The following is a 24,528-nucleotide window of genomic DNA, read 5'->3' on the forward strand; positions in this document are numbered from 1 at the left end:
ACGAGGCCCAAATCGATATATCGATAAGCCGGAGATACGAGGTGGTCGAAGCAATGTTGCGTTCTCCCCCTTGCGGCGGACCTCAGGCGCAACGTTCCTCAGAGCCTAATTTCCGCGAGGATTTTTTTGCCGTACTCCCGAAAAAGCACCAGGCTGACATCAGCCTGCAAGGAACAGCTTGGAAAACTTGGACGGCCATGACTCCCAAAGATGCCCAAAAGCGGGGGAAGGAACTAATGAGGCTCGGGTCGGGCAAAGCCGGACGCGGACCCATGCCCGCTGGGGAGAATACCCGGGGGGGCCGACTCCTGAGAAGAAATCCCGGGGGCGCCCCGTGTGCACTTCAGACACTCAGCTATGGCTTCAACGTTGTTATTGCGGGCTTGAGAGCCATTCAGGGCCTCTTTACATTATCGGTGAGTTAAAACAAATGTCAATTAAAGTGGCACAGCCACCGCCAGCAGGCTTCTTTCTGTCGGACCCGTCCCAGATCAGGAACAACCGCAGCAAGCTGTTCGGCTTTACGGTTGAACAGCTATGCCTGCATCAGATGCGACGCGAGCGCAAGCCCGACAGTGAATATGCCTCGCTCAGGAATTGCGAACACGAAGTCCGCGCAGCGGAAAAAGCTGAGCGGCGCGAAGGAATTCCCTATCTCGATGCCTCTAGCAGCCAAATCGATCGACGAGCTTGCTACGGCCGTGCTGCATCAGGCAAACTCAAACGACAGATTTATTAGCGGGCAACGCCGATGCCTCGCTGTGGCACTTTTGCAGCAAGCGGTCGGTAGGCAAGCGGGGATACCTAACCAGCCTGGGGCATTGCCTGCCAGCCGATTGGAAGGTGACCGGAAAGCTTTGAATGTTCGCTGTACGATCGGCGGAGGCGCCAAAAGCGCCAAAAACGAATTGCGGGGCCGTTCTACCCCGCTCCCCCAAACGCTTCGTGTCGGTATCTTGTGAGCAACGGCTTTACGTCCGCATCTTCCGAGATTTCTTTTGCTGAATTGTTAAGTGCCTTGTCATCCGGGTATAGATCGGCAAATGCCACAATCGACATGGCGGCAAGCTCCCATTCTTTTCTGGCGAATTCATTGTCGCTCCCGTCCCTGAATTCCGGGCTCGTATAGACGGACCTCGGCCAGTCCACTCGAAGACTCATTTGATAGAGAATATATCCCACTACAAACATGAAGATACCGCCCGCAAACATTTCCTTGGCAAAATAGACGACACCCAGCAGAAACGAAGTCAGGTAGAGAATAACGCTGTTCCTCTGCTTTTTCCATGAAGTGGTGGGATAGGCCAGCGCCATCCAGTATTTGGCGATATATTCCGTCAGATCCTCCGCATTTTCCCATTTGTCAGCGAGTATTTTCGCTATCCTTGGCAGTGGTATGTCGGTTCTGCCGATCAACGCGTGGGGCGCCACAATGATAGCGTATAGCGCAGGCAGGACGGCGCCCCAGTACACGCCGTCCGTGTGATTCGATGTAAACGCGAAATAGAGCGCAATGAGATTGAGGATAAATATCATCCGTACCTCTCCGCCAACTCAGCAAACGTGCTTGCGCCTGGGTGTTGATGAAAAGGATATTTTGCTCGCAATATAGAGGCGGGAACCGTGGTTCCAAGATAAGCATCCATCCCATCCGTCACTTTTGCCGCGTTTCCGCCTTATCACATAGACCGATCATTGGCCCCCGGAACTGGAAGGCCAGTGCCAGTCGCGTATCTCGGGCATGTCATCGCCGTATTCGACGATGTACTGCTTATGTTCGGTCAACTTCTCGCGCATCAGCTGCTTGAGGTACACCCCCTTTGAGCCCAGCGTGGGCACGCGGTCGACCACGTCCATTACCAGATGGAAGCGGTCAAGATCATTCAGAACCGTCATGTCAAACGGAGTGGTGGTCGTTCCTTCTTCCTTGTATCCACGCACGTGCAGGTTTTCATGATTGTTGCGGCGATAGGTCAGACGATGGATAAGCCAGGGATAGCCATGGTAGGCAAAAATGATTGGCCGGGAAGCCGTGAAGAGCGAATCGAAGTCATCATCGGATAACCCATGCGGATGTTCCGTTCGGGGCTGGAGGGTCATCAGGTCTACTACGTTTACCACCCTTATCTTCAGTTCGGGGATATGACGCCGCAACAGATCGACTGCCGCCAAGGTTTCAAGTGTCGGCACATCGCCCGCGCACCCCATTATTACGTCCGGGTCACTGTCCTGGTCATTGCTCGCCCAACCCCAGACCCCAATACCGGTAGTGGCGTGCTTGATGGCCGAGTCCATATCCAGCCATTGCAATGCCGGTTGCTTACCGGCGACGATAACGTTGACAAAGTTACGCGAGCGCAGGCATTTATCGGCAACATACAGCAGCGTGTTTGCATCCGGCGGCAAATAAACCCGGATGATATCGGCTTTTTTGTTTACCGCGTGATCGATGAAGCCCGGGTCCTGGTGCGAGAATCCATTGTGATCCTGACGCCAGACATGTGACGTCAGCAAATAATTCAGCGAGGCAATCGGGGCGCGCCAAGAGATTTCCTTCGTTACCTTTAGCCATTTGGCATGTTGATTGAACATTGAGTCAACGATATGGATAAATGCCTCATAGCATGAGAAAAGACCGTGCCGTCCGGTAAGCAGGTACCCCTCAAGCCAGCCCTGGCAGGTATGCTCCGAGAGAATTTCCATCACCCTTCCATCCGGGGAAAGGTTTTCATCACTCGGCAAGTTCTGCCCCACCCACGTGCGGGGCGTCACCTCATACAGCGCATCGAGGCGGTTCGAACTGGTCTCATCCGGTCCCATCACCCGGAAATTACGGCTGCCGAGATTGAGCTTCATTACGTCACGCAATAATTTTCCCATCTCGCGCGTTGCTTCGGCGACCACTACGCCTGGCCCTGGTACAGCGACGGCATAATCGCGAAAATCGGGCATTTCCAATGCGTTCAGCAACCGGCCGCCGTTAGCATGGGGATTTGCGCCCATACGGCGCTCGCCACGGGGCGCGAGCGCCGCCAATTCCGGCAGGAGAGCGCCTTTCTCATCGAATAATTCCTCCGGGTTGTAGCTCTTCATCCAGCTTTCCAACAGCTTCAGATGTTGCGGATTTGAGCCGATCTCTGCAAGCGGCACCTGGTGCGAGCGCCAGAGACCCTCAGTCGTCTTGCCGTCGACCTCTTTCGGTCCCGTCCATCCCTTCGGACTGCGCAGAACGATCATGGGCCAACGCGGATATGTGATTTCCTTCATTGTTTGACCGCTGGTTCGAGCTTCGCGCTGAATCGCTCGAATCTGATCAACAGCGAGATCGAACGCGGCGGCCATCTGCTGATGCATGAGCGCCGGATCCGACCCCTCGACGAAATAGGGTTGATAACCATAACCGAAGAAAAGATCCTGCAGCTCGTCGTGGCTGATGCGAGCCAGCACTGCGGGATTGGCTATCTTGTACCCGTTCAGATGCAGGATCGGCAGCACCGCTCCATCACGAGCCGGGTTGAGAAATTTATTGGAGTGCCAGGCGCAGGCGAGCGGGCCGGTTTCAGCTTCGCCATCACCGACCACGCACGCCACGACCAGATCCGGATTGTCAAAAGCGGCGCCAAAGGCATGAGATACGGAATAGCCCAGCTCCCCGCCTTCGTGAATCGAACCAGGCGTTTCCGGCGCGACATGGCTGGGAATCCCGCCGGGGAACGAAAACTGCTTAAACAGCCTCTTCATGCCGATCGCGTCGCGCGAAATATGGGGATAAAACTCACTATAGCTGCCTTCGAGCCACGTGTTGGCCACCATCGCCGGGCCACCATGACCCGGCCCCGCTATATAGATCATATCGAGATCGTATTTGTTTATGATGCGATTCAGATGCGCGTAAATAAAATTGAGCCCCGGCGTGGTACCCCAGTGCCCGAGCAACCGGGGCTTCACATGCGCGACCGTAAGCGGCTCCCTGAGTAGCGGGTTGTCGAGAAGATATATCTGTCCGACGGAAAGATAATTTGCAGCCCGCCAATAGGCATTGATCCTGCGCAATTCATCTTCGGAAAGCGGTTTGTCCACTGATTGAGTCTTGGGTTCAGCTTGATTCATAACGATTCTCCTTCAGGCTCCTTTTGCCGCCATCAACGCGGTCCCTTCGCGCGCTAGAACCGCCGCCTCGTCTACAGGAATAACCCACGCCGCCACCCGGCTTTTCTCGCCACTGATACGCGATAATCCGTGGGCATCCCGATTTGCGTTTAAATCGATTTCGATGCCGCACCATTCCATGCCGGCGAGTATTTTTTCCCGCACTTCCGGTACGTTTTCTCCGACTCCTCCGCCGAAAACAATTGCCTCGGCGCCAGACAGCACCGCCAGGTAGGCACCGATGTATTTACGCACCCGGTAACAGTACACATCCAATGCCAGCTGTGCCAGCTTGTCGGGCGACCCCAGTAATTCCCGTATGTCGGCGCTGATCCCGGACAATCCCAAAAGGCCGGAATGCTGATTCAGGAGTTCATCCAGCTGCTCCGCGGTTAAATTTTCCTGGCGGAGCAAAAACGTAATCAGGCCGGGATCGACATCCCCCGAGCGCGTGGCCATTACTAGCCCCTCCAGGGGGGAAAACCCCATGGAAGTGTCACGCGGCGACCCGTTCTCTATCGCCGTGATTGAGCAACCGGCCCCGAGCTGCAGTGAAATGATGCGCCCTCCCCGACCGGCGCCGGGCTGCAACCCCTGCCAGCTCCGCCACATGGCCTGATGCGCCAGCCCATGAAAACCGTAGCGGCGCAGCCCATGCTTTTCGACAAGCGTGTGCGGAAGCGCGTACATGCGTGCGGCTTCGGGCAGAGCTCTGAAAAACGCGGTATCGAACACCGCTACCTGGGCAACGTCCCTCCCCAGCACACCGCCAGCTGCACGTATCCATCGTAGCGTATTGCGGTTGTGCAGCGGCGCGAGCGACGCAACGCGGCCGATCTCCTGCTCCACTTCCTCATCGATCAGGCACGGCGCAGTGAGGTTCATCCCCCCATGCACCACGCGATGCACCGCCAGTTTTGTTTCTGCCAGCCCATGCGTTTCGAGGAATGCTTTCAGCATGACCTCGGGTTCGCTGCCCGACAGATCGTAACGGGAATTTGCCAATCCGCTCAGCGCGCCGCTATCACTGGAGAATGCCGCCAGGCGGACCGATGAACTGCCAGTGTTAACAGTCAGGATAATCACGAATGCTTGCCGCCCAGGTCATCCTTTTCCGACTGTTTCAGCAGCCCGGAGCTAACCACCAGGACGTCGCACGAAGTCTCGTAGAGAACATGCTTGGTAACCGAACCGAATAGTGCTTCATCCAATTCCGTCTCGCCGCGCTTCCCTATGACAACCAAATCGATATGGAGAGCCCGGACTTGCTGCAATATGACAGCACGTGGGCGGCCTTGCTCGACAATGAAAGTAACCTGGGCATTACCTCGGGCACAGCCTTCGGCTATCTTTTCAATCTCCGCACGGGCATGGCTTAATAAATTGTCTCGATGGAGATCAGCACGTTCCTCGCTGAGACCGATCTGCTTCATTCGGTGTGCGAACGGCACCTCGGCTACATGCAACACGTAAATCGACGCTCGCGTACCCGTTTTTAATGCCACCTCAAGCGCATCGAGCGATGGTTGCGAAAAATCCATCGGTACCAATACATGCTTGTACTCCCCTTTCGGTTCCTGTTTTACGACGAGCAGCGGACGAAATCCTTTGCTGAGGGTTTTTGACGCGGTTGTCCCAAGGAAGAATTCCCGAGCGAAGGTTTCCCCTTGATCACCGATGACTATTAGATCGGCATGATTCGCGTTCGCATACTGATTGATTTTCACGTGCGCTTGACCGATCGCAACGTGATGCATCACGCTTATGCCCCCGCTGGACAACGAAGTTGCCACCTCTTGCAGCGTTGCCTTGGCGTGATTATAGAGCTGCTGTTCCGTCTCCAACGGGATATCGATCTTCAATCGCCGGAGCGCTTCGAATGTAAGGATGGGAAGGACGTGCAGCAAATCAAGTTTTGCGCCGTACTCCTTGGCCAGCTGCGCGCCGCGGCGAACCGCTCTGTCCGACCGCGGCGAAAAATCTGTAGCGACGAGAATGTGTTCAATTTTCTTCACGTAACACCGATTCGGGCAAAGCGTGCCCTCTGAATTTATCTGAAACGTTTCTGCAGGTGTTGCGCTGAAGTATCTTTTTTGGGAAAACCGCTTTCCTTTATCGACCTCGCGTCATTCGTCATTCAGTACTCACTGCGCTGCTTTGCCTTGGAGGGAGCTTGAACGAGCTGAACGGGAGAAGGAAGAAGTATAAGCACAGGCTGCATACGGTCATCTGTGCGGCGCTTATCATATGATAAGCACTTCGCATTCCTGCATGGCGAGGGTACGGGCGCCCTGCGTGCAACAGGGCAGTTTAATGAATACGCAGCGGCACGAACGGAAAATTGGCAAGACCTGCGCCGAAAAAAAAAGGAAATTGGATGGCAGGACCGACCAACATAATGGCCGCAGTGCCCAACGCCACTGTGAGCCGATGCGTTCGATAGCAAGTTCAACCCTCCAGGTAGACTAGCGGAAGAAACAAGAAAGGTGGAACAAGCTTAACTTCATGAATATCCGGCGGACAGATGGCAAGCGCTGCTGACGTAAGTTTCTTCAAACGGTCGTCGATATTAAGACGGGAAATCTCCGGCCATAGATGTCCATTTATTCAATTACTTATCAAACTCGGTACGTGATTACAAACTGCAGTTGGGAACTTGCGCGCAAATAGGTTTTCCGATTCAATTTATGAGATATCAGTAGATTCGATAGTGTTATACTGCTTTCTTCAACGTTTGCAAGGAGACCATCATGAAGAAATTATTCACCCTGCTGACCTTGGCTGTTTTTAGCTTCGGATTGGCTGCCTTCGATGCCGAAGCAAAACGCTTCGGGGGCGGTAAGAGTATTGGCAAGCAACGGGAAGCCATCAGCCCGCAAGCAGCTCCCAAGCCTGGGCAAGCCCCAGCCGCTGCGGCGGCGCCTGCAGCCGCGGGTGGAAGCAAATGGATGGGCCCTCTCGCTGGTTTGGCCGCTGGAGGATTACTGGCGGCGCTATTCATGGGGGGCGCATTCGAGGGCATTAAAATGATGGATGTGCTGATGCTCGCAGCGCTGATGGCCGCCATTTTCTTCGTGGTCCGCATGTTGCGCAGACCCCGGCAGGAAAATACGGCGCGTCCGATGCAATATTCAGGTATGGGAACAACCGGCAGCACCGGCCCAGCCCCGGGAACTGGGGCGCCCGCAGAAGACACATCAGCAGCCGGAGCAACAACGCCAGCTCAAGCGGTTCCTGTTACCAGAAGCGCAGCTAATATTCCGGCAGACTTTCAGGTCGAGCCGTTCTTGCGCAATGCCAAAACCTCATTTATTCGGCTTCAGGCAGCCAACGACGCGCGCGACCTGAGCGATATTCGCGAATACACCACTCCGCAAATGTTCGCGGAAATCAGCATGCAGATCAATGAGCGCGGCGGCGAACCACAGAGGACCGAGGTCATGGCCATCAATGCGGACGTGCTCGAAGTAGTAACGGAAAATGACACGGCCATTGCCAGTGTCAGGTTTAACGGACAGCTTCGAGAAGCGCCCAACTCCTCGCCGGAACCATTTGATGAGATCTGGCACGTGCAGAAGGATCTTAAGGATCCGGACGCGGTTTGGCTGCTGGCGGGCATTCAACAAGTCTCCTGATCTGAGCCGCGATGCTGGCCTCCCTCGCGATAGCCCCGCTCAACCACTTGCTGCATGGGGAAAGCTGGGCGCGCAAGAGGCTGCAGGCCTATGCCGGGAAGACAGCGCGCTTTCGTCTTCCTCCCTTCATTGACCTCGCCCTGACCATAAAAGCCAGCGGCGAGGTGTCCACTGCCCCGAGCAATACTCGCGATGACGCGATTCTCACAGTTGACCCGGTGTTGTTGCCGCGTTTGCTTGCCCGTGACGAAGACGCGTTTCGCAGCGTCCGGGTTTCTGGCGATGGCGCGTTCGCTGACGAGATCCTACATATTGGTAAAAATCTAAGCTGGAACCTTGAAGAGGATTTGAGCGGCATTATGGGCGATATCCTCGCGCATCGCGCTGTTCTGGCGGGTCAAAGTCTAGCGCATTGGCACACCGAAACCATCCGGAATTTGTTGCAGATGTCGCTGGAATATTTAACCGAAGAACGGCCTTTGCTCGCGAAGCCCTTTTACATGTATGAGTTCGTCCATGAAGTAAGCGCGTTGCAAGAGGCCGCCTTAAATCTGGACAAACGTGTGAATGCGCTCATGAAAAGACCCCGATAACAACTGGCACAACTGAGAAGACCCTGCCGCACCGCTGGGTTACATTGGGACAGGCGCTGGCAAATTAAGGTTAATCGCCGGTCGCTATATTTGTTCAGTGGTGCTTAACTACAGACGAACTGCCGTCATTAGAATAAATGCGTTTTCTTCGTCTTCTCACAATTCTGACTGTAGCGTTCCGTTTCGGCCTGGATGAATTTTTTCTTGCCCATGAGCGGCTACGCTTTGTACGGCCAGTCGTCAAACTCGCCACGTTCTGGCGCCGGCTGGACAAAGCTCGCGGTGAACGCCTTCGTCTGGCGCTGGAGGCCCTGGGTCCCATTTTTGTCAAATTTGGCCAGATGCTTTCCACCCGGCGCGATTTGCTGCCACAGGATATTGCGGACGAGCTGGCTAAACTGCAAGATCAGGTTCCTCCGTTTCCTTCCAACATCGCGCTGGCTACCCTGGAGCAGGTTTATGGGAAATCCGTCAATGAAGTCTTTCTGGTCTTCGATGCCGAGCCGGTAGCGAGCGCTTCGATCGCGCAGGTTCATCTCGCGGTACTTCACGATGGCACAGAGGTGGCGGTTAAGGTGCTTCGTCCCGGCATTGCTCCCGTGATTGCACACGACATTGCATTAATGGAAACCGGTGCGTTGCTGGTTGAATCCCTGTGGCCCGACGGCAAGCGGTTGAAACCGAGGGAGGTGGTGACCGAGTTCGCGCGACACTTGGACGATGAGCTGGATTTGATGCGCGAGGCATCCAACTGCAGCCAGTTGCGACGAAATTTTCTCGACTCGCCGCTATTATTGGTACCAGAGGTTTATTGGGATTACTGCTATTCGACTGTCATGGTGATGCAGCGCGTCAAAGGAACGCCAATCAGCCAGGTGGCGAAGCTGCGCGAACAGGGTATCGATATTCCGAGACTTGCCAGGGTTGGCGTGGAAATCTTTTTTACCCAGGTATTCCGGGATGGCTACTTTCACGCCGATATGCATCCCGGCAATATTTTCGTGGGTAGCGATGGCCGTTACATAGCGGTGGATTTCGGCATCATGGGTACCCTCACCGACGAGGACAAGAATTACCTCGCGCAAAATTTTCTGGCATTCTTCCGGCGCGACTATAAAAGGGTGGCGGAAGCCCATGTTGAAGCGGGATGGGCGCCGAAAGACACTCGCGTTAATGATTTTGAAACCGCGATCCGCGCTGTATGCGAACCGATTTTCGATAAGCCGCTAAGCGAAATTTCTTTCGGCCGCGTATTGCTGCGACTGTTTCAGACCTCACGCCAATTCAATGTGGAGATTCAGCCTCAGCTGGTCATGCTGCAGAAAACACTGTTGAATATCGAAGGACTTGGGCGCGATCTCGACCCCAATCTCGATCTGTGGACTACCGCAAAACCGTATCTGGAAAACTGGATGTCTGATCAGCTCGGCTGGCGTGGATTCAGCCGCCGCATGAACAAGGAGGCATCAAGCTGGGCAGTCATATTCCCCCAGTTTCCACGTCTGCTGCACCACGCCTTAAGCGACGATCGCGCGCAGGCGATGGATGAAAAAATCAGCGAGATGCTCATTGAACAGCGGCGCCAGAGTCGTTTGCTGGCGATGCTCGCAGTCTTGCTGGCAGTGCTGCTGCTGTGGCAGTTATGGTTATGGTGACAGAACAACTTGGTCCGTTTCTCCAAGCCTTTATTACGGCGGCGTAAAACTTCAGCCACCGCCCCATCGTTCTTTGATAGCTGCACCGATCGTAGAACGTTCCCCACTTGACCCGTCCCCAGAATATCTCAAACATTGAGACAGGGTGAATTTTGGTAAAATCCCCGTTTTTTTGTTGGCACGACGATGGCGCTACTGGAAATCCGTAATGTTACTCGGCGCTTTGGCAGCTATATCGCCGTCGATAATGTGACGATCACCGTTGAGACGGGCGAATTCTTCACTCTTCTTGGTCCGTCGGGTTGCGGAAAAACAACGCTGTTACGGATGATAGCTGGCTTCGATCTTCCCGACTCGGGACAAATCCTGCTTGACGGCCGGGATCTGGTTGGTACGCCGCCGGAAAAAAGGCCTGTTCATACTGTATTCCAGACCTATGCCCTTTTTCCTCACATGACGGTTGCAGACAATATTGCGTTTCCGCTCAAGATGGCGGGCAAGGCTTTACCGGAAATAAAAGTCCGAGTCGGCGAGGCGTTGAACGGAGTCCGCTTGTCGAATTTCGGCCACCGTTTTCCGCATGAATTGTCGGGAGGACAAAAACAGCGTGTCGCATTGGCAAGAAGTCTGGTTAATCGGCCACGGCTGTTGTTGCTGGATGAGCCGCTGGGCGCGCTCGACGCAAAGCTGCGCGAGGAAATGCAGATCGAGCTTATCAATCTTCAGAAAGAAGTGGGGATTACTTTCATTTTTGTAACTCATGCGCAGAATGAGGCATTGGCGCTGTCGCATCGTATAGCAGTGATGAACCGTGGCACCGTCGAGCAGGTTGACGAGCCTTCAAAAATTTACGGTTTTCCAGGAAACCGGTTCGTAGCGGATTTCATTGGCAAGATCAGCATGATGAGCGCACGGGTGCTGGAAGCCGCGCCGTCTTATCTGAAACTTGAGATCCCTGCATTAGGGGAAGTTATCACTGCAGGTAAAGATGGGGTGAAAGCAGGCGACAACGGCTTGATTGCAATTCGGCCTGAACAGGTTCGAATATCGCATCCTTCGGAACAACCTCATCTGAAAAATCATTTTCCGGGCAAAGTGCACGATTTTCTGTATGTCGGTGATGTCACGACTTATATCGTCGAGCTCTCCAACGGGGCGTATATCGAAGCGTTACTGCCCAATTCCTCGCCGGGAAGAGCCAAGTTTTACGAGGTTGGCGATGCCGTGGCGGTCTCGTGGCGTCATGACGCAGGAATTTTTTTGCATGAGTAAGGGAGAAACCAGGGAAAGCCGCGCCGCCAGATTATTGATCGGCGGTCCCCCGCTATTATTCCTGTTAGTATTTTTTGTCGGCCCCAGTCTCATCATGATTCTGACTTCGTTCCGCTTCCCGGGCGAGTTTGGCGGCCTGGCCCCCCTCGCGGCGCCTGCGGGAAACCTGGATAGCGAGCATGGTTTCACGCCGGAAGCCTACCAGTTCTTCTTCAGCGACCTGCTTTACGCGGAAATTTTCCTTAAATCCTTCGGCGTGGCGGCGGCCACCACGTCGATATGTCTCGTCATGGCCTATCCGTTGGCGGTGCTGATCGCGCGCAGCGAACAACGTTTCCGTAACCTGCTGGTCCTGCTGGTGGTCCTGCCGTTCGCAAGCAATTTTCTTATCCGTATTTATGCCTGGATGATCATTCTCGGGCCTGAATCCGCCCTCAGCCATTTTGTTAATGGGATTCTCGGCGTATTCGGCGTTGGACCAGTGACACTGCTGTTTTCGCCATTTGCGGTATTGGTGGGCATGGTGTACGTGCATCTGCCATTTATGGTGCTGCCGCTTTACACCAACCTGGAGAAGCACGACCCGTCGCTTCTGAACGCAGCCCAGGATCTGGGCGCGAACAGTTGGCAGCGGTTTTGGCGGATCACCTGGCCCCTATCCCTGCCGGGTGTGTTTTCAGGCTCCGCACTCGTATTTATCCCCGTGTTAGGCATGTTCGCCGTTCCCGACATACTCGGGGGCACGGGTGATATTCTTATCGGCAACCTGATCAAGGATCAATTCCTCGGCACCCGCGATTGGCCATTCGGCTCGGCGCTTTCAATCATGCTAACGCTGGCAGTGCTATCTGTCGCTGCACTGGCCACATGGCTCGCGCGACCCGCTACCGGGCAGCGGGCATAGCATGAAGCGCGGCGATATCTGGCTGGGGCTGGCAGCAGCGCTGGTCTTCGCCTTCCTCTATATTCCTCTCGTTATTGTGGTCGTGTATTCATTCAATGACTCCCGACTGAATGCTGAATGGGTCGGCTTTACTTTGTCCTGGTACAAGGCGTTGTTCAATAACTCCGAGATGCTAACAGCGGCCGGGAATTCGCTGATCATCGCGCTAAGCGCGAGTTTCAGCGCCACCGTACTGGGCACGATGGCGGGCCTGGCAATCCATCGATACAACTTTAAAGTTTTGCCGGTGCTGGTCTTCACTCCGGTTGCAATGCCTGAAATCCTTCTCGGCGTGGCGCTGCTGTTATTCTTTTTGCAAGTCCTTAATTTAACGCTGGGCATGGTTTCAATCATTATCGCCCACACCACATTCTGCATCGGCTTTGTCGCCATTATCGTGCGGGCACGGCTTCAGGACATGGACGAGAGTCTTTTTGAGGCGGCAAGAGATCTTGGGGCATCCTCCTGGCAAACGTTCCGCCTGGTTACGCTTCCGCTTATCACCCCGGCGGTGGTGGCGGGAGCCCTGATGTCGTTTACACTCTCGATAGATGACTTCGTCATTACTTTCTTTACCAAGGGTGTTGGCGAACCCATCCTGCCCATCCAGATCTATACCATGATAAAGGTCGCGGTGACGCCTGAAGTGAATGCAATTTCCACGTTACTGATGCTGCTTACCCTGGTCATGATCATTATCGCGGCAAGGCTCGACTTACGGGCTTCATCGAGCGAAATGAAAACGTCGCGCTAAGTTATGTGCACCGCACGTTTCTACCGGCCTCTGGCGCCGCTCATTTTCATGCTCGCGTGGCTAATCGCGTTCACTTCCGGGTGTAACGGTCAGAATGAGAACGTCGCTTTTCCCCAAAAAGACGGGAATGTGCTGTATCTATTCAATTGGAATAACTATATCGCACCCGAAACGGTCAGGCGCTTCGAGAAGTTCTGCGATTGCAAATTGTCTCAGGATTATTACTCCGACAACGAGGAAATGCTGGCAAAGCTCGCAGCCGGCGCGACTGGTTACGATCTCATCGTCCCCACCAGCAATGCGATGGACACCCTGATTCGGCAAGGCGCCCTCAAGCCGTTGGATAAGTCGTTATTGCCGAATCTGAAAAACATCGACCCTTCATACCTCGATACGCCGTTCGATCCCGGCAACAGGTATTCCGTCCCTTACGCCTATACAATCAGCCTGCTTGGCTTCAACCAGGAAAAAATAAAACAACTGGGCCTGCCTATCGACACCTGGGCAATAATTTTCGAACCAAGATATCTCGAAAAGATCAAGGGGCGCGTGACCGTGCTCGACAGCCAGCGTGAATTGATGGCCGCGGCGCTTAAATACCTTGGCTATTCGATAAATGACACCGATGAAAAGCATTGGAAGGAAGCAGTAGATTTAATCGTTCGCGCCAAGCCCTACTGGGCGGCTTTCAGCAATACCAGCTATATCAAGGAACTCGCCACGGGAAACCTATGGGTAGCGCATGGGTATTCCAATGACATGTTTCAGGCGGCGCTTGATGCAAAAAAAACCGGAAGAGCATTCACCATTGGATACTCGACTCCAAATGAGGGCGCGGTTCTTGCACTCGACAGCATGGTGTTGCATAGAAGTGGAAACCGCCCCGACCTGGCCCATCAATTCATCAATTTCATGCTGGAAGGAAAAAATTCCGCCGAACTCACCAACCACCTGGGTTCGGGCAACCCAAACGCTGACGCGATGCAGTACGTTCAACCGGAACTTGCAACCAACACCGCGATATTTCCCGGTCCCGAATTGCTCCCCCGCCTGGAAATGTTGCGAGACCTTGACCGAAAGGAGCGGCGCCTGCTGAGCCGCTTGTGGACTGAAATCAAGTTGAGATAGCCATTGACGATCCGTATAATCGTTTTATCGTTCATATCGAATGTTACGCACAATTATTCCTATGAGTTATTACCAGCGGCATGTATTTTTCTGCGTGAACCAGCGCGAGGCAGGCGCATTATGTTGCAACAATTTTGGCGCCCAGGCTTTGCGCGACTACGCCAAGGAACGCGTCAAGGCGTTGAGGCTAGATAGCAAAAGCAAAAGAATACGCATCAACAATTCTGGCTGCCTCGACCGCTGCAATGAAGGGCCCGTGATTGTGGTTTATCCCGAAGGCGTTTGGTACACGTACGTGGATAAGGAGGATATTGACGAGATTATTGAGGAGCACCTGAAAAACGGCCGTGTCGTGGAACGGTTGCGAATCTGATCGAGTCTTTTCACGACGGATACCTTTCACTCGGTAACTCTACATATTTCTCTGAGAGCACGGTATCGCCTGGCTTGAAGATTCACGCGATCACGCGCATTGAAGTAACCCAGCACCCGGCCACCTAACCCCATCTCGAGTCAATCCCTCTTTTCAAGTCGACCGCATATCGGGGCGGAACGACAACACGACCCTATTTAACTGGCTGAGCGTACCGTTGAACGAGCATAGTACTCAGAAAATATTCTCTGATGGGCCCGCGGGCAAGCTTGAAACGATTCTGGCTGAGCCCAGTTCGCCTTTGCCGCGCGGTATCGCCGTGATTGCACACCCTCACCCGCTGTATGGCGGAACCATGAATAACAAGGTAGTACATACCCTGTTCAAATCATTTCTCGATTTAGGATTTATTACAGTCAAATTCAATTTTCGCGGCGTGGAACAAAGCGAAGGTGACATTAACGCGGGTGACACCAGTTCGGGTGAAGTGGAAGACGTGCTTGCGGTGGTCGAAACGGCGAAAAACAGATTTGCTGATCGTTTTAGCGCCCCGCCGCCGTTACTGCTGGCCGGGTTTTCTTTCGGCGGCGCGGTTCAGGCATACGCCGCGGAGCACCTCAAGCCGCAAACGGTGGTTATGGTGGCGCCGGCGGTTCAGCGCCTGAACGCTCCACCCGTCGCCCACCGCGACGTCAAACAGTTCGAAGGGACGCCCGCACGCGTTCTAATCATTCATGGCGATCAGGATGACGTAGTCTCCCTCGCGTCTGTGCTGGAGTGGGCAGCTCCTCAGGAATTACCTGTCGTTGTCGTTCCAGGAGCCGAACATTTCTTTCACCGGCGATTGCATATTCTCAAACACATCGTTCTGGATTGGTGCCGGCCGTGACGAATACGTTCCGTCGAAACAGTTTGGAGCAATGACGCAATAGCGAGCCACGCTCCCCGAATGACGCTGCGCGAATGGCCACGAAAGCGAAGATTCAAATGTTTAAGGAATTCGATACTTCAGCGCTCATCTGGCGAACCCCGCGGCCGCGAGCTCCTGCACTGCCCGATCCCTCCCGCCTTGCGGTCCCTCGGGCAACGCTCCAGGACTCAGATACATCTCAGCATCATTGATCTGAAGTTGTCAAAAAAATCCCATCTGTTTTGACATTTCGGGCGCGTTCGTTTTCGCGTCTATGGATTTAACCTGGTCTTGAAAGTCGCAATTATCATAAAGGGTGAGGTTGGCCTCTGGACCGACCTCGAGGCTGGGAACTTTATTTTCCCAGTCGAACCCGAACGGGGAGAAGCCGCGACAGAGAAAAATACGGGAAAGCAGTGCGGCTTTATTCGGGATCACCAATACGGAATGTGATGCAAAATTGATCTTTGGTAATAAACCGCCTACGCTTATCGGCAGGATTCATGGTTCTCTCGCCAACCGGGAATCAGCACATTTCTATGCAACGTATACTTATCCTGCTCGGCATATTGCTATTGGTTGCCGGCTTGGCATGGCCCTGGTTATCTAAATTGCCGTTTGGCCGGCTCCCTGGAGATATCAGCATAGAGCGGGAGAATTTCAGCTTCTATTTTCCGCTGACTACCAGTCTGCTGGTATCTCTGATTCTATCGTTGCTGCTCTGGTGGTGGTTCCGAAAGTAAACAGATCCGGGAGAATCTGAACAAGACGTGCGCGGATCGCTCAGGTAGTAAATGAGCTGGTAAAATTGGCTCTCGCGGAGATCGCTAGTCCGGCTGCCTGTCGGCGAACGGCGATTGCGGTAGGCTCAGAGCGTCGCCAAAGGACTTTGGATACGGCGGGGAGTACCCCCCCGGCCCCTAGCCTGACTCTACCTCGGCTGGTATGGTATCGCCTGAAAGAACTTGTTCAGATAGAGAGGATAAACGTGGATTTATATGAATCGATGGTGTTCTGGTTCGCCAAAGAGTTCGTTAAAGCGATTCTCGCCCTCGGGTTGATTCTAGGCATTATCATTTTTTTCCAATGGATCAATAGCGATGACTGAGGATGGTATCTGCACGAATATCCAGGCCACACATCCCCACACGCACTGTGAACCACCGGACCCGCCCCTGGAAATGCCGAATCGCTATCAGTTTTGCAATCTTTGATCGCTTGGCGCGACGTGGCCTCGATACAACTTGTATTCATCCGCATCACCCTCTCAGCTCGAGCTCATTTCTCTTTTTTCCTTGGTTTCTTTTGGCACGCGGTTTTTAGACGATGCCCGCACCATTGAGCCTTGTTCGGGCAGGGGCTGAGCATTATCTATCAGTGGTTTCAGGGTAGGTAGAAGGTGTTTCATTACCTGGGTGGACAGCGCCGAGGTAAATGTATAGTTCGCCGCTTCTGCACCCGGCACAAACGCAGTCATCGTCCCGAAGAAGCGATCCCCGATGAAGAATACAAACGTTGCGGAGCGATTGACAGCACGGGATTCCTTTATGACACCCGGCGACGAAAAGGTAATATGGCGGTGATCCCCGGTTCCTGTTTTTCCACCGATCAGCATTTCAGCCCCATCCTCTTCTACGATCGCCCGCGCAAGCCTGGAAGCTGTACCCGTCTCCACAACGTCCGCCAGAACGCTCCGCAACGCCGCGGCCAGCTCAGGCGAAAACATTTGTTCACCCCGAACGGGAGCTCGCTCGACAAGGGTTTCAAACGGAGTATCCGCTGCAAAGCGCATGCGTTCAATCAGCACGTTAGGTACGCGAAGCCCATTATTGAGGATGATACCCATCAGTTCCGCCAGCGCAGCGGGATGATCAGCTGAACTGCCGATCGCTGTCGCAAGCGAGGGCACGAGCGAATCAAACGGGTAGCCCAGGCGTTTCCAGCTTCGATGAATTTCCAGGAAGGCCTCAAGCTCTAACAGGCCGCGAATTCGGACATCCTGGGAGTTCTTGTGTATCGTCTTGAACAGCCACTGGTAGACAGCTACCCGTTCGCCTCCACTGGCCTCGATCACATCCTTGTACTGAGCATGAGGGTTCGAAATCAGGTAGCGAACCAGCCACAATTCCAGTGGGTGGACTGTCACGATGTAGCCCTGATCCGCAAGTGAATACTTACCCGGAGCATATTCGTCGTACAGGTCTTGCAGCTTCGCGAATGTCAGGCCTTTGGAACCGGGCAGGTATTGGGTCAGGAATGCCTGAAACTGTGAGAACGTAGACGCCGGGTAAACATAGCGGTACGCGGCTGCCAACCTCCGGGGTGTGTGCCGAAAGCTGGCAAAGAATATCTCGCTTGCCGGGCCTGGGTTCGCTGTTTTTCCCTTATATTTTTGATAAAACCGGTGGATGAATTCCCTCCCCTCCCTATCCGCGAAGCGCCTGAGGTATTCCCCGCGGCCGGTATCCCTGACGTCCTTCAGGATTTTTGCGGACGAACCCGTGACCTGAAACATGTAATGACGCACGATATCGCGCATCAAGCGGATGTATACCAGATTGACCGAATTGAGTGTCGCCTCCCGCACGCTTAAAATCTGGCGGTCATCCTGCCGCTTGAAATTATGAAAAACATGCAGTCCGCCTCCAGTGAAGAAGCGTTCCTCGGGACTGGCGGAATACCTGCGGTCCAGGCCCGCGTTCAGCATTGCGGCCAGGCTCTTGTCCTTGGCCTGCAACAGGTAGCCGACTGCCCAGCGGCTGAGAACGTCGCTCGGATCAATATCTTGTTTTCGTAACGCGTTTGGTGCCAATCCTGCATATTTTCCATGCAGTGTTTCGATAATTTCAAGGTATGTCACCAGCGTACGTAACTTTGCCGTTGAACCCAGATCCAGCTTGGTGCCCTGGTTAATATCCAACGGTTGCTCAAAATTGTCCGCCATGATGCGGAACTTGGCGCCTTGGGGGGTTAATTCCGACAGCGTGAAGCTGTATATGATTTTTCCAGGGTCTTCTGTCTCCAGCATGCGGTGTCCGTAGAGACCCGCCGTCCGCGCATACTCGCTGTCCTTGAGATTGCGCAGCAGATCGGTAGTCTTTTTTTGAAGGTCTGCATCGAGCGTGCTCTGCACTGAAAGGTCCAGCCGATCCAGGTCATATAATCGCCGCAACCCGAGCTGGGTGGCAATACGCACGCGAACAGCATTCACCGCCTTCTGCGCCGAGAAACTCCTCGCTTCGTCCAGCGCCGCGGTATCACGAAAACGCAACGGTAGTTTGAGCGCGACATTAGTGAGGCCGGGCTCTATCACACCAGCCTGAGCCAATACTCGAAGGTAGCTATCGGTAAGCTCAGCGAGTTCCTTACGGCCAGCAAGCAGATAATAGGAAGGTCTCCGCTGGGCGATCATGAGACTCAGCACATGCTTATAACGTAGCGCAGTCTCGACAAGCGCGTCTCCTTGAACGAAGCGTGAATGAAGGATGTGGTTGGTTTCATCAAAATCCATGCCATACCACGCCCACAATGCATCTCCCAGTCCGTTCGTTTCTCCGAATCCGGGAGCGGCCGCAAGCGGGACCGTATTGAGGTAATCGACTACGATCTGCTTCCGAACCGGTAATGTATTTTCTCCATACAGGTAAGCCCGCACTGAAGCGGATGCCATCTGCTGAAGCTTATCCTCTGCGCTCATCGTCATGCCATTGGGGGAATGGCGATATTTTTCGATTTGTGTGGCAAGCGTGCTTCCACCGGGCACATCATGTTCCTCTCGGAAAAATTGGATCGACTTATCCATCACTGCTTTCCCCAACCGAGTCCAGTCGACAGCCGGGTTCTTTTTTGGATGGGCTGTATCAAGCAAGTCACGGTTTTCGATAAAAAGCAGGCTGTCGGTCACCACTGACGGAACCGATTCAAAATGATCGTAGACGCGGCCCGGAAAATTGGCGCGATACAATTGCTTCCCGTTTCCTGCGGTAATTTCCAGTCCTGCCTGGGATTTCTCCGGGTAAGGGATGAACAAGCCTTGTTCGACCAGTTCCTGCATTCGCGGCGATACTCGCGCTTGAGCCTGTACTTCGAAGCCATGCTTTGTCAAACTCTGGAGCAACTCCGGCAGTCGGCTATAGCCCAGGCGGATATCGTACGGCCCGGCCTGGGAGAGATGCAAATCGCTTCGCCCGGGTTGCATTTCCCAGCGCACGTCCTGAAGCAACGTCGTCAGATGACGCGCCTGATACGCAGACGTTTCCGCTTCCCGGTAGAGCAGGAAAGCTGCGATAGAAAGCGCAACCAGAAGCAGGATTAGAACCGTGAAAGCGAAAAGCTTGAGTACACGCCTCACGATAAAATAATTATAAATAGCATGTAGTCAGGTACTTACTGTTGTAAACAAACACAGCGCAAGAAGAGCATTTAACAGCTTTCTGAATTGGCTGCTTTTATGGCTTAATGCGCGTGCTGGAAAAGTGCCTCTCGTCCATGATTTACGGCAATTTAGGAACGTTTTTCAACCCGATGCATGAAGAGCAGCGCGTCCAAAATACGTACAACACAAGCGATCTGCCGTGCACTGCAAGTTTATTGGTGATTCAGAATTTCCCATCCACGGAATTGACGGAACATTAGATGGAATATCTCAGCCTTATACTTAACACAATAGTTCTTCGCCCCTATGTTTTCATTTTCCTTGCTGCGTTTCTATTCGCGGCCAGTCGGCTGATTGGCTGGCGGCGGACGATCTGCTTCTGGGGAATCACCTACGTCGTGGCATTTTTGTGTGAGTTCTCCTCCACCCGCACTGGTATCCCCTTCGGCTGGTATCACTATACGGGTTCGACAGCCGGGCAGGAATTGTACATCGCTGATGTGCCCTTCATGGATTCGCTCTCGTTTCCTTTCCTTCTCTATGCCAGTTATTGCATGTCGCTGGCTTTTATCCTGCCTTCCACGAGTACTCAGAAATCCCGATGGAGCGTTCCGATAATCAGACTGGAGTTCCCGCTCACTACGAGAACCGGGTGGCCGGTGATGGTGCTTACAATACTTTTTTTTACATTCATCGACATTATCATTGATCCAATCGCTCTTCAGGGAGAACGATGGTTTCTAGGCCGCATCTATTACTACCCGGAACCCGGTACGCACTTCGGGGTTCCGATAGCAAACTACATCGGCTGGGCTGTCGTTGGCCTGCTTTCGCTCCGAGCATACCTTCCACTGGATCGCAGACTTGGCCAAGCCGGAGCAGCGTCTCCACACGTAACTTTGCCGGTGCTTCTCGGGTGCGGCCTTTATTACGGCGTATTGATCTTCAATCTCGCCGTAACCTTCTGGATCGGAGAACTTCTCTTGGGAACAACTGGCGTATTTATCTATCTTCCCGTCACGGTTCTGCTTGCACTTCGGCTTTTTGGATACCTGCCGGCAAAGAGTTAAGCAAGCAGACTGATCCGCCTTCGAGTCGAGAGTTCCTCAACTGATTGTCCCATCATATACAAGTACCTCAACCGTCCTTGGGGCGATATAATGCTGCCCTGGAAACTTGGTTTATATTGTAAAAAAAATCGGAGCAGAGCATAAAATGAAGCAAATCACCTTATTGTTAATCGCTGTTGCATCTGCGGGTTTAATTGGCTGCTCGAAGACAGATAACTATACGCCGGCCGAGAGCGCTAGCGGAGAAGACATATTTTATGCAAACTGCACGAAATGCCACAAACCGGAAGCGGCTGGCAACGTCATGACTTTAAACACAGCAATGGCGAATAAGGATGCGATCATCGGGAAAGTTCATAAAGGCAGCATGGGAATGCCCGCCTTTCCAAACATTAAGGGTGAACCCGCACAACGTCTAGCAGAATTCATATTGGCAAATAGCAAGACCAAGTAGCTCAGTATGAATAACGGTTGCCAATGATGAGCTGACGCGGCGGCCGGGACGATTGAATCCAGTCTGCATGCCTCCTTTAACGATTGACGGAATAATCAGCATGATCACCACTTCGGCAAAGGTGCGAGTCGGTTTTATTTCCTGTCACATCGTTGGGCAGCTTTCTCCAGCATGGTGATGGTCAAGTGGGCGATCATCATCGTCGCCCTCGTTGTTATTGCGGGCTTACTCGCCGGTCAACTTGGGCTGCTAAAAGGCACTCCGCCTACCGATCTCGGTTTGCATGAAGGGAGGCTCAAACCGCCCTCGAAAACGCCTAACAGTGTTTCCAGCCAGGCTTCGCTCTACCCTGATCACCCACAGCGCAGCTACGCGGATATCGCACCCCTGCCAGCTAATGGCGAACCCGAGGAGGCTGCACTGGACCGGATCGCCAACATTGTGGAGGCGATGGATGGCGCAAAAATAGTCAAGAAGGAACCCGGCTACCTGTACGCACAATTCACCACCCGTCTAATGAAATACGTGGACGACGCGGAGTTCTGGTTCGATTTGGCTGCGGGGGTCATTCAGGTACGATCGGCGTCGCGGCTGGGAAGCTCTGATCTCGGCGTAAACCGTAAACGTATCGAATTCATCCGGCAAAAGCTGCAAAATTCCAGACACCTCCTCCGTTAAATCCTGCCGGTGCAAAGACCGACAGACTCGGCCACCATCCGTCCGCAATAATCCAGCGGCACTGCGTGGGCTCGATCTCTTTTATCCGCTATGACTACTGCGCTTCGCACCGGATACAGGCTAGTACTCGCGGTATTCATGCTGGCGCTGTTGGCGACCGGCTCCATCTGGTTGTTACTGCACGGCAGCCTGCCGGAATACAGCGGCACTGTGAATGTCAGCGCCCTGACTGAACCTGTAACTGTGGAACGCGACAGCCTTGGCACTGTAACGATACGCGCGCAGGATCGGTTCGGAATGATCTGGGGATTGGGCTACGTCCACGCCCAGGAGCGCTTTTTCGAGATGGATCTGATGCGGCGCCGGGCAGCCGGCGAATTGGCCGAGACATTTGGACCAGCAGCGCTGCCGTCGGACCGGGAGGCGCGAAGACATCGCATGCGCTCACGCGCCGCGGCGATATTGGACGCGTTGCCGGACGAACAGCGACAGCTGCTGGACATCTATCGTGACGGGGTAAATCAAGGTCTGGGCGCACTTGCCATCCGTCCCTTTCCGTATCTCCTGACGCGCACACGTCCGGTCGAATGGCGCAGCGAAGACAGTATACTGGTCGTGAAGTCCATGTACTTTACCTTGAATGATGTCAATGACTCGCGCGAAATTGCCTTCTCTGCCATGCGCGCGGCACTGCCTGAAAGCGCCTACCGTTTCCTGACAGCAAGCGGTGGCTCATGGGATGCGCCGCTGATCGGGGCGGCGCTTGAGTGGCCCGAACCCCCGTCTCCTGACGAACTCGATCTTCGCAAGCTCGACCCTGCCCTCATATCCCCGAAAAACGGACCACCTCTTGATGAGTCCGTTGATCAGCTGCCGGGCAGCAATAGTTTTGCGGTGGCCGGACCACTCGCCGGCGGTGCTGCGCTCATCGCAAACGATATGCATCTGAAGTTGCGTGTACCTAATATATGGTTCCGCACGCGCTTGATTTATCCCAATTCCCGCGACCCCGGACTCATGAACGACATCATCGGTGTCAGCCTTCCCGGTACGCCGGCAATCACCGTCGGCTCCAATCGCAAGATTGCCTGGAGCTTTACCAATACTTACGGTGATTTTATAGATTGGGTTCGTGTCGCACGCCATCCAACCGACGCCTTGCGCTACAGAAGCGCAACTGGATGGAAAGCTATTACCGTTCACCACGAAGTTTTGCATGTGCGTGGAGCACAGGATGAAACGCTCGATATTTACGAGACCGAGTGGGGTCCCATTCTATCGACCGACCACGACGGGACGCCACTTGCACAGGCATGGACCGCCCATCGGCCGGGTTCCGTGAATATGGCGCTTACCGATCTGGAGCAGGCCGAAACTGTCGACGAAGCGGTCTCAATTGCACACAACGCGGGCATCCCGGCGCAGAATTTCATCGTTGGGGACAAGCAGGGGAAGATTGCGTGGACCATCGCGGGACGCATCCCGGCGCGAGCGGGCGGATACGATCCAACAATTCCCGCGGACTGGAGCCATCCGGACACAGGATGGCAGGGCTGGCTTACTCCAGCGCAATATCCACTCATTCTGGCCCCCTCAACACGGCGCCTGTGGAGCGCCAATGCCCGCTCTGTCGAAGGGCTTATGCTCGAACGACTTGGCGATGGCGGATATGATCTTGGCGCGCGTGCGAAACAAATACGCGACGGTTTGTATGAACGTGAGCACTTCACCCCGGCTGCTATGCTGGAACTTCAGCTCGACGACCGCGCGCTATTCCTGAACCGGTGGCGAGAACTTCTGGACCAGACCCTGAGCCGCGCTGAAGCAGCGCCTTGGCGCACCGAGATGCAGCAAGCGCTGCGAGACTGGGATGGACACGCCTCTACGGCTTCTGTTTCATACCGCCTTGTGCGCGCCTTCCGTCAGGAGGCGATCCACCGCGCGCTCGAGGGCTTTGAAGCAGCGGTCCGGCAAAAACATCAGACCTTTGCTATGCCGATCTTGAATCAGGCCGAACATCCCGTATGGATGTTGATCGAGCACCGTCCCCAGCATCTGTTACCGTCACCATATGTTGACTGGGAAGCCTTGCTGCGCGCCTGCGCCAAAAATGTAGCGAAGCGGATGCAACAGCAACCTGGCGGCATCGCTGCACGCCCTTGGGGAGAACACAATACGGCAAACATCCGCCACCCCATCAGCCGCGCCCTGCCCGAGCCGATCGCTAACTGGCTCGATATGCCACGGGTCGAATTGCCTGGGGACAGCAAGATGCCACGGGTGCAATCACCCGACTTCGGCGCTTCCAACCGTTTCGCGGTGTCGCCGGGCCGTGAAGAGCAGGGCTATTTTGCAATGCCGGGCGGCCAGAGTGGACATCCTCTCTCCCCCTATTACGGCAGTGGGCACGCCAGCTGGGTTAATGGCGAACAGACTCCATTTCTCCCAGGGCCCCCCGAGCAAACGCTATACCTCCGCCCGACCGCAAAGGCGCGATGACCCGGGTTACACAGCCGCTCTGCAGTGATTTACGGATGAC

At 54.3% G+C, this 24,528-nt stretch carries 20 protein-coding genes; 15 read left to right on the forward strand and 5 right to left on the reverse strand.

Features of this window, described 5'->3' with window-relative positions; translation table 11 throughout:
- Window positions 1–430: 430 nt before the first annotated feature.
- The gene (locus tag C8R31_RS16585) at window positions 431–739 is read left to right on the forward strand and encodes a kinase/pyrophosphorylase (RefSeq protein WP_258192685.1); all 309 of its coding nucleotides are present in this window, start codon (window positions 431–433) and stop codon (window positions 737–739) included.
- Window positions 740–921: 182 nt separating this feature from the next.
- On the opposite strand, the gene C8R31_RS11695 is transcribed toward C8R31_RS16585, so the two are convergent.
- The 4 genes from C8R31_RS11695 to C8R31_RS11710 form a co-directional block, all read right to left on the reverse strand.
- Window positions 922–1,536, reverse strand: a complete 615-nt coding sequence (locus C8R31_RS11695) for a hypothetical protein (protein ID WP_107694254.1) — start codon at window positions 1,534–1,536, stop codon at window positions 922–924.
- A gap of 156 nt (window positions 1,537–1,692) precedes the next feature.
- Window positions 1,693–4,110 carry a phosphoketolase gene (locus tag C8R31_RS11700; protein WP_107694255.1) on the reverse strand — a complete coding sequence of 806 codons (2,418 nt, stop codon included), beginning with the start codon at window positions 4,108–4,110 and terminating at the stop codon, window positions 1,693–1,695.
- A 12-nt stretch (window positions 4,111–4,122) separates the two neighbouring features.
- Window positions 4,123–5,235 carry an acetate/propionate family kinase gene (locus C8R31_RS11705; RefSeq protein ID WP_107694256.1) on the reverse strand — a complete coding sequence of 371 codons (1,113 nt, stop codon included), beginning with the start codon at window positions 5,233–5,235 and terminating at the stop codon, window positions 4,123–4,125.
- A complete protein-coding gene (locus C8R31_RS11710) occupies window positions 5,232–6,164 on the reverse strand; it encodes a universal stress protein (protein ID WP_107694257.1) in 933 nt (310 codons plus the stop codon). Before C8R31_RS11710 ends, C8R31_RS11705 begins: the two co-directional genes overlap by 4 nt.
- A 735-nt stretch (window positions 6,165–6,899) precedes the next feature.
- On the opposite strand from C8R31_RS11710, the gene C8R31_RS11715 reads away from it, so the two are divergent.
- From C8R31_RS11715 to C8R31_RS11765, 10 genes are all read left to right on the forward strand, one after another.
- Window positions 6,900–7,784 (forward strand): Tim44 domain-containing protein, encoded by an 885-nt coding sequence (locus tag C8R31_RS11715; protein WP_107694258.1) that lies wholly within the window; start codon window positions 6,900–6,902, stop codon window positions 7,782–7,784.
- 11 nt (window positions 7,785–7,795) lie between these two features.
- A complete protein-coding gene (locus tag C8R31_RS11720; RefSeq protein WP_107694259.1) occupies window positions 7,796–8,377 on the forward strand; it encodes an SCP2 domain-containing protein in 582 nt (193 codons plus the stop codon).
- Window positions 8,378–8,514: 137 nt separating this feature from the next.
- The gene (gene ubiB / locus C8R31_RS11725) at window positions 8,515–10,032 is read left to right on the forward strand and encodes a ubiquinone biosynthesis regulatory protein kinase UbiB (protein WP_107694260.1); all 1,518 of its coding nucleotides are present in this window, start codon (window positions 8,515–8,517) and stop codon (window positions 10,030–10,032) included.
- A gap of 186 nt (window positions 10,033–10,218) precedes the next feature.
- Window positions 10,219–11,304, forward strand: a complete 1,086-nt coding sequence (locus C8R31_RS11730) for an ABC transporter ATP-binding protein (protein ID WP_107694261.1) — start codon at window positions 10,219–10,221, stop codon at window positions 11,302–11,304.
- Entirely contained in the window at window positions 11,297–12,208 is a 912-nt protein-coding gene (locus C8R31_RS11735; RefSeq protein ID WP_107694262.1) for an ABC transporter permease, read from the forward strand. Before C8R31_RS11730 ends, C8R31_RS11735 begins: the two co-directional genes overlap by 8 nt.
- A gap of 1 nt (window position 12,209) precedes the next feature.
- Window positions 12,210–13,001, forward strand: coding sequence for an ABC transporter permease (locus C8R31_RS11740; RefSeq protein WP_107694263.1), 792 nt, complete (start codon window positions 12,210–12,212; stop codon window positions 12,999–13,001).
- A 48-nt stretch (window positions 13,002–13,049) separates the two neighbouring features.
- The gene (locus C8R31_RS11745) at window positions 13,050–14,129 is read left to right on the forward strand and encodes a PotD/PotF family extracellular solute-binding protein (protein WP_107694366.1); all 1,080 of its coding nucleotides are present in this window, start codon (window positions 13,050–13,052) and stop codon (window positions 14,127–14,129) included.
- A gap of 61 nt (window positions 14,130–14,190) precedes the next feature.
- Window positions 14,191–14,502 carry a ferredoxin gene (locus C8R31_RS11750; protein ID WP_107694264.1) on the forward strand — a complete coding sequence of 104 codons (312 nt, stop codon included), beginning with the start codon at window positions 14,191–14,193 and terminating at the stop codon, window positions 14,500–14,502.
- Between the two features lie 217 nt (window positions 14,503–14,719).
- Window positions 14,720–15,391, forward strand: coding sequence for an alpha/beta hydrolase (locus C8R31_RS11755; protein ID WP_107694265.1), 672 nt, complete (start codon window positions 14,720–14,722; stop codon window positions 15,389–15,391).
- 560 nt (window positions 15,392–15,951) lie between these two features.
- The gene (locus C8R31_RS11765; RefSeq protein ID WP_107694367.1) at window positions 15,952–16,155 is read left to right on the forward strand and encodes a DUF2905 domain-containing protein; all 204 of its coding nucleotides are present in this window, start codon (window positions 15,952–15,954) and stop codon (window positions 16,153–16,155) included.
- Between the two features lie 524 nt (window positions 16,156–16,679).
- On the opposite strand, the gene C8R31_RS11775 is transcribed toward C8R31_RS11765, so the two are convergent.
- Window positions 16,680–19,763, reverse strand: coding sequence for a transglycosylase domain-containing protein (locus C8R31_RS11775; RefSeq protein WP_107694267.1), 3,084 nt, complete (start codon window positions 19,761–19,763; stop codon window positions 16,680–16,682).
- A 284-nt stretch (window positions 19,764–20,047) separates the two neighbouring features.
- Here C8R31_RS11775 and C8R31_RS11780 point away from each other — a divergent pair, with 284 nt between their 5' ends.
- From C8R31_RS11780 to C8R31_RS11795, 4 genes are all read left to right on the forward strand, one after another.
- Entirely contained in the window at window positions 20,048–20,857 is an 810-nt protein-coding gene (locus tag C8R31_RS11780) for a carotenoid biosynthesis protein (protein ID WP_107694268.1), read from the forward strand.
- 145 nt (window positions 20,858–21,002) lie between these two features.
- Window positions 21,003–21,311, forward strand: a complete 309-nt coding sequence (locus tag C8R31_RS11785) for a cytochrome c (protein WP_107694368.1) — start codon at window positions 21,003–21,005, stop codon at window positions 21,309–21,311.
- A gap of 171 nt (window positions 21,312–21,482) precedes the next feature.
- Window positions 21,483–21,989 (forward strand): DUF1499 domain-containing protein, encoded by a 507-nt coding sequence (locus C8R31_RS11790; protein WP_107694269.1) that lies wholly within the window; start codon window positions 21,483–21,485, stop codon window positions 21,987–21,989.
- Between the two features lie 90 nt (window positions 21,990–22,079).
- A complete protein-coding gene (locus C8R31_RS11795) occupies window positions 22,080–24,488 on the forward strand; it encodes a penicillin acylase family protein (protein ID WP_107694270.1) in 2,409 nt (802 codons plus the stop codon).
- Window positions 24,489–24,528: the final 40 nt, after the last annotated feature.

Source organism: Nitrosospira sp. Nsp2 (assembly GCF_003050965.1).
Classification (GTDB): Bacteria; Pseudomonadota; Gammaproteobacteria; order Burkholderiales; family Nitrosomonadaceae; genus Nitrosospira.

Bases quoted from the DNA above. Each gene is read 5' to 3' on its own strand.
- C8R31_RS16585 (WP_258192685.1), top strand. From the start codon at position 431: ATGTCAATTAAAGTGGCACAGCCACCGCCAGCAGGCTTCTTTCTGTCG.
- C8R31_RS11695 (WP_107694254.1), bottom strand. From the start codon at position 1,536: ATGATATTTATCCTCAATCTCATTGCGCTCTATTTCGCGTTTACATCG.
- C8R31_RS11700 (WP_107694255.1), bottom strand. From the start codon at position 4,110: ATGAATCAAGCTGAACCCAAGACTCAATCAGTGGACAAACCGCTTTCC.
- C8R31_RS11715 (WP_107694258.1), top strand. From the start codon at position 6,900: ATGAAGAAATTATTCACCCTGCTGACCTTGGCTGTTTTTAGCTTCGGA.
- C8R31_RS11720 (WP_107694259.1), top strand. From the start codon at position 7,796: ATGCTGGCCTCCCTCGCGATAGCCCCGCTCAACCACTTGCTGCATGGG.
- ubiB (WP_107694260.1), top strand. From the start codon at position 8,515: ATGCGTTTTCTTCGTCTTCTCACAATTCTGACTGTAGCGTTCCGTTTC.
- C8R31_RS11730 (WP_107694261.1), top strand. From the start codon at position 10,219: ATGGCGCTACTGGAAATCCGTAATGTTACTCGGCGCTTTGGCAGCTAT.
- C8R31_RS11735 (WP_107694262.1), top strand. From the start codon at position 11,297: ATGAGTAAGGGAGAAACCAGGGAAAGCCGCGCCGCCAGATTATTGATC.
- C8R31_RS11740 (WP_107694263.1), top strand. From the start codon at position 12,210: ATGAAGCGCGGCGATATCTGGCTGGGGCTGGCAGCAGCGCTGGTCTTC.
- C8R31_RS11745 (WP_107694366.1), top strand. From the start codon at position 13,050: ATGCTCGCGTGGCTAATCGCGTTCACTTCCGGGTGTAACGGTCAGAAT.
- C8R31_RS11750 (WP_107694264.1), top strand. From the start codon at position 14,191: ATGAGTTATTACCAGCGGCATGTATTTTTCTGCGTGAACCAGCGCGAG.
- C8R31_RS11765 (WP_107694367.1), top strand. From the start codon at position 15,952: ATGCAACGTATACTTATCCTGCTCGGCATATTGCTATTGGTTGCCGGC.
- C8R31_RS11780 (WP_107694268.1), top strand. From the start codon at position 20,048: ATGGAATATCTCAGCCTTATACTTAACACAATAGTTCTTCGCCCCTAT.
- C8R31_RS11785 (WP_107694368.1), top strand. From the start codon at position 21,003: ATGAAGCAAATCACCTTATTGTTAATCGCTGTTGCATCTGCGGGTTTA.
- C8R31_RS11790 (WP_107694269.1), top strand. From the start codon at position 21,483: ATGGTGATGGTCAAGTGGGCGATCATCATCGTCGCCCTCGTTGTTATT.
- C8R31_RS11795 (WP_107694270.1), top strand. From the start codon at position 22,080: ATGACTACTGCGCTTCGCACCGGATACAGGCTAGTACTCGCGGTATTC.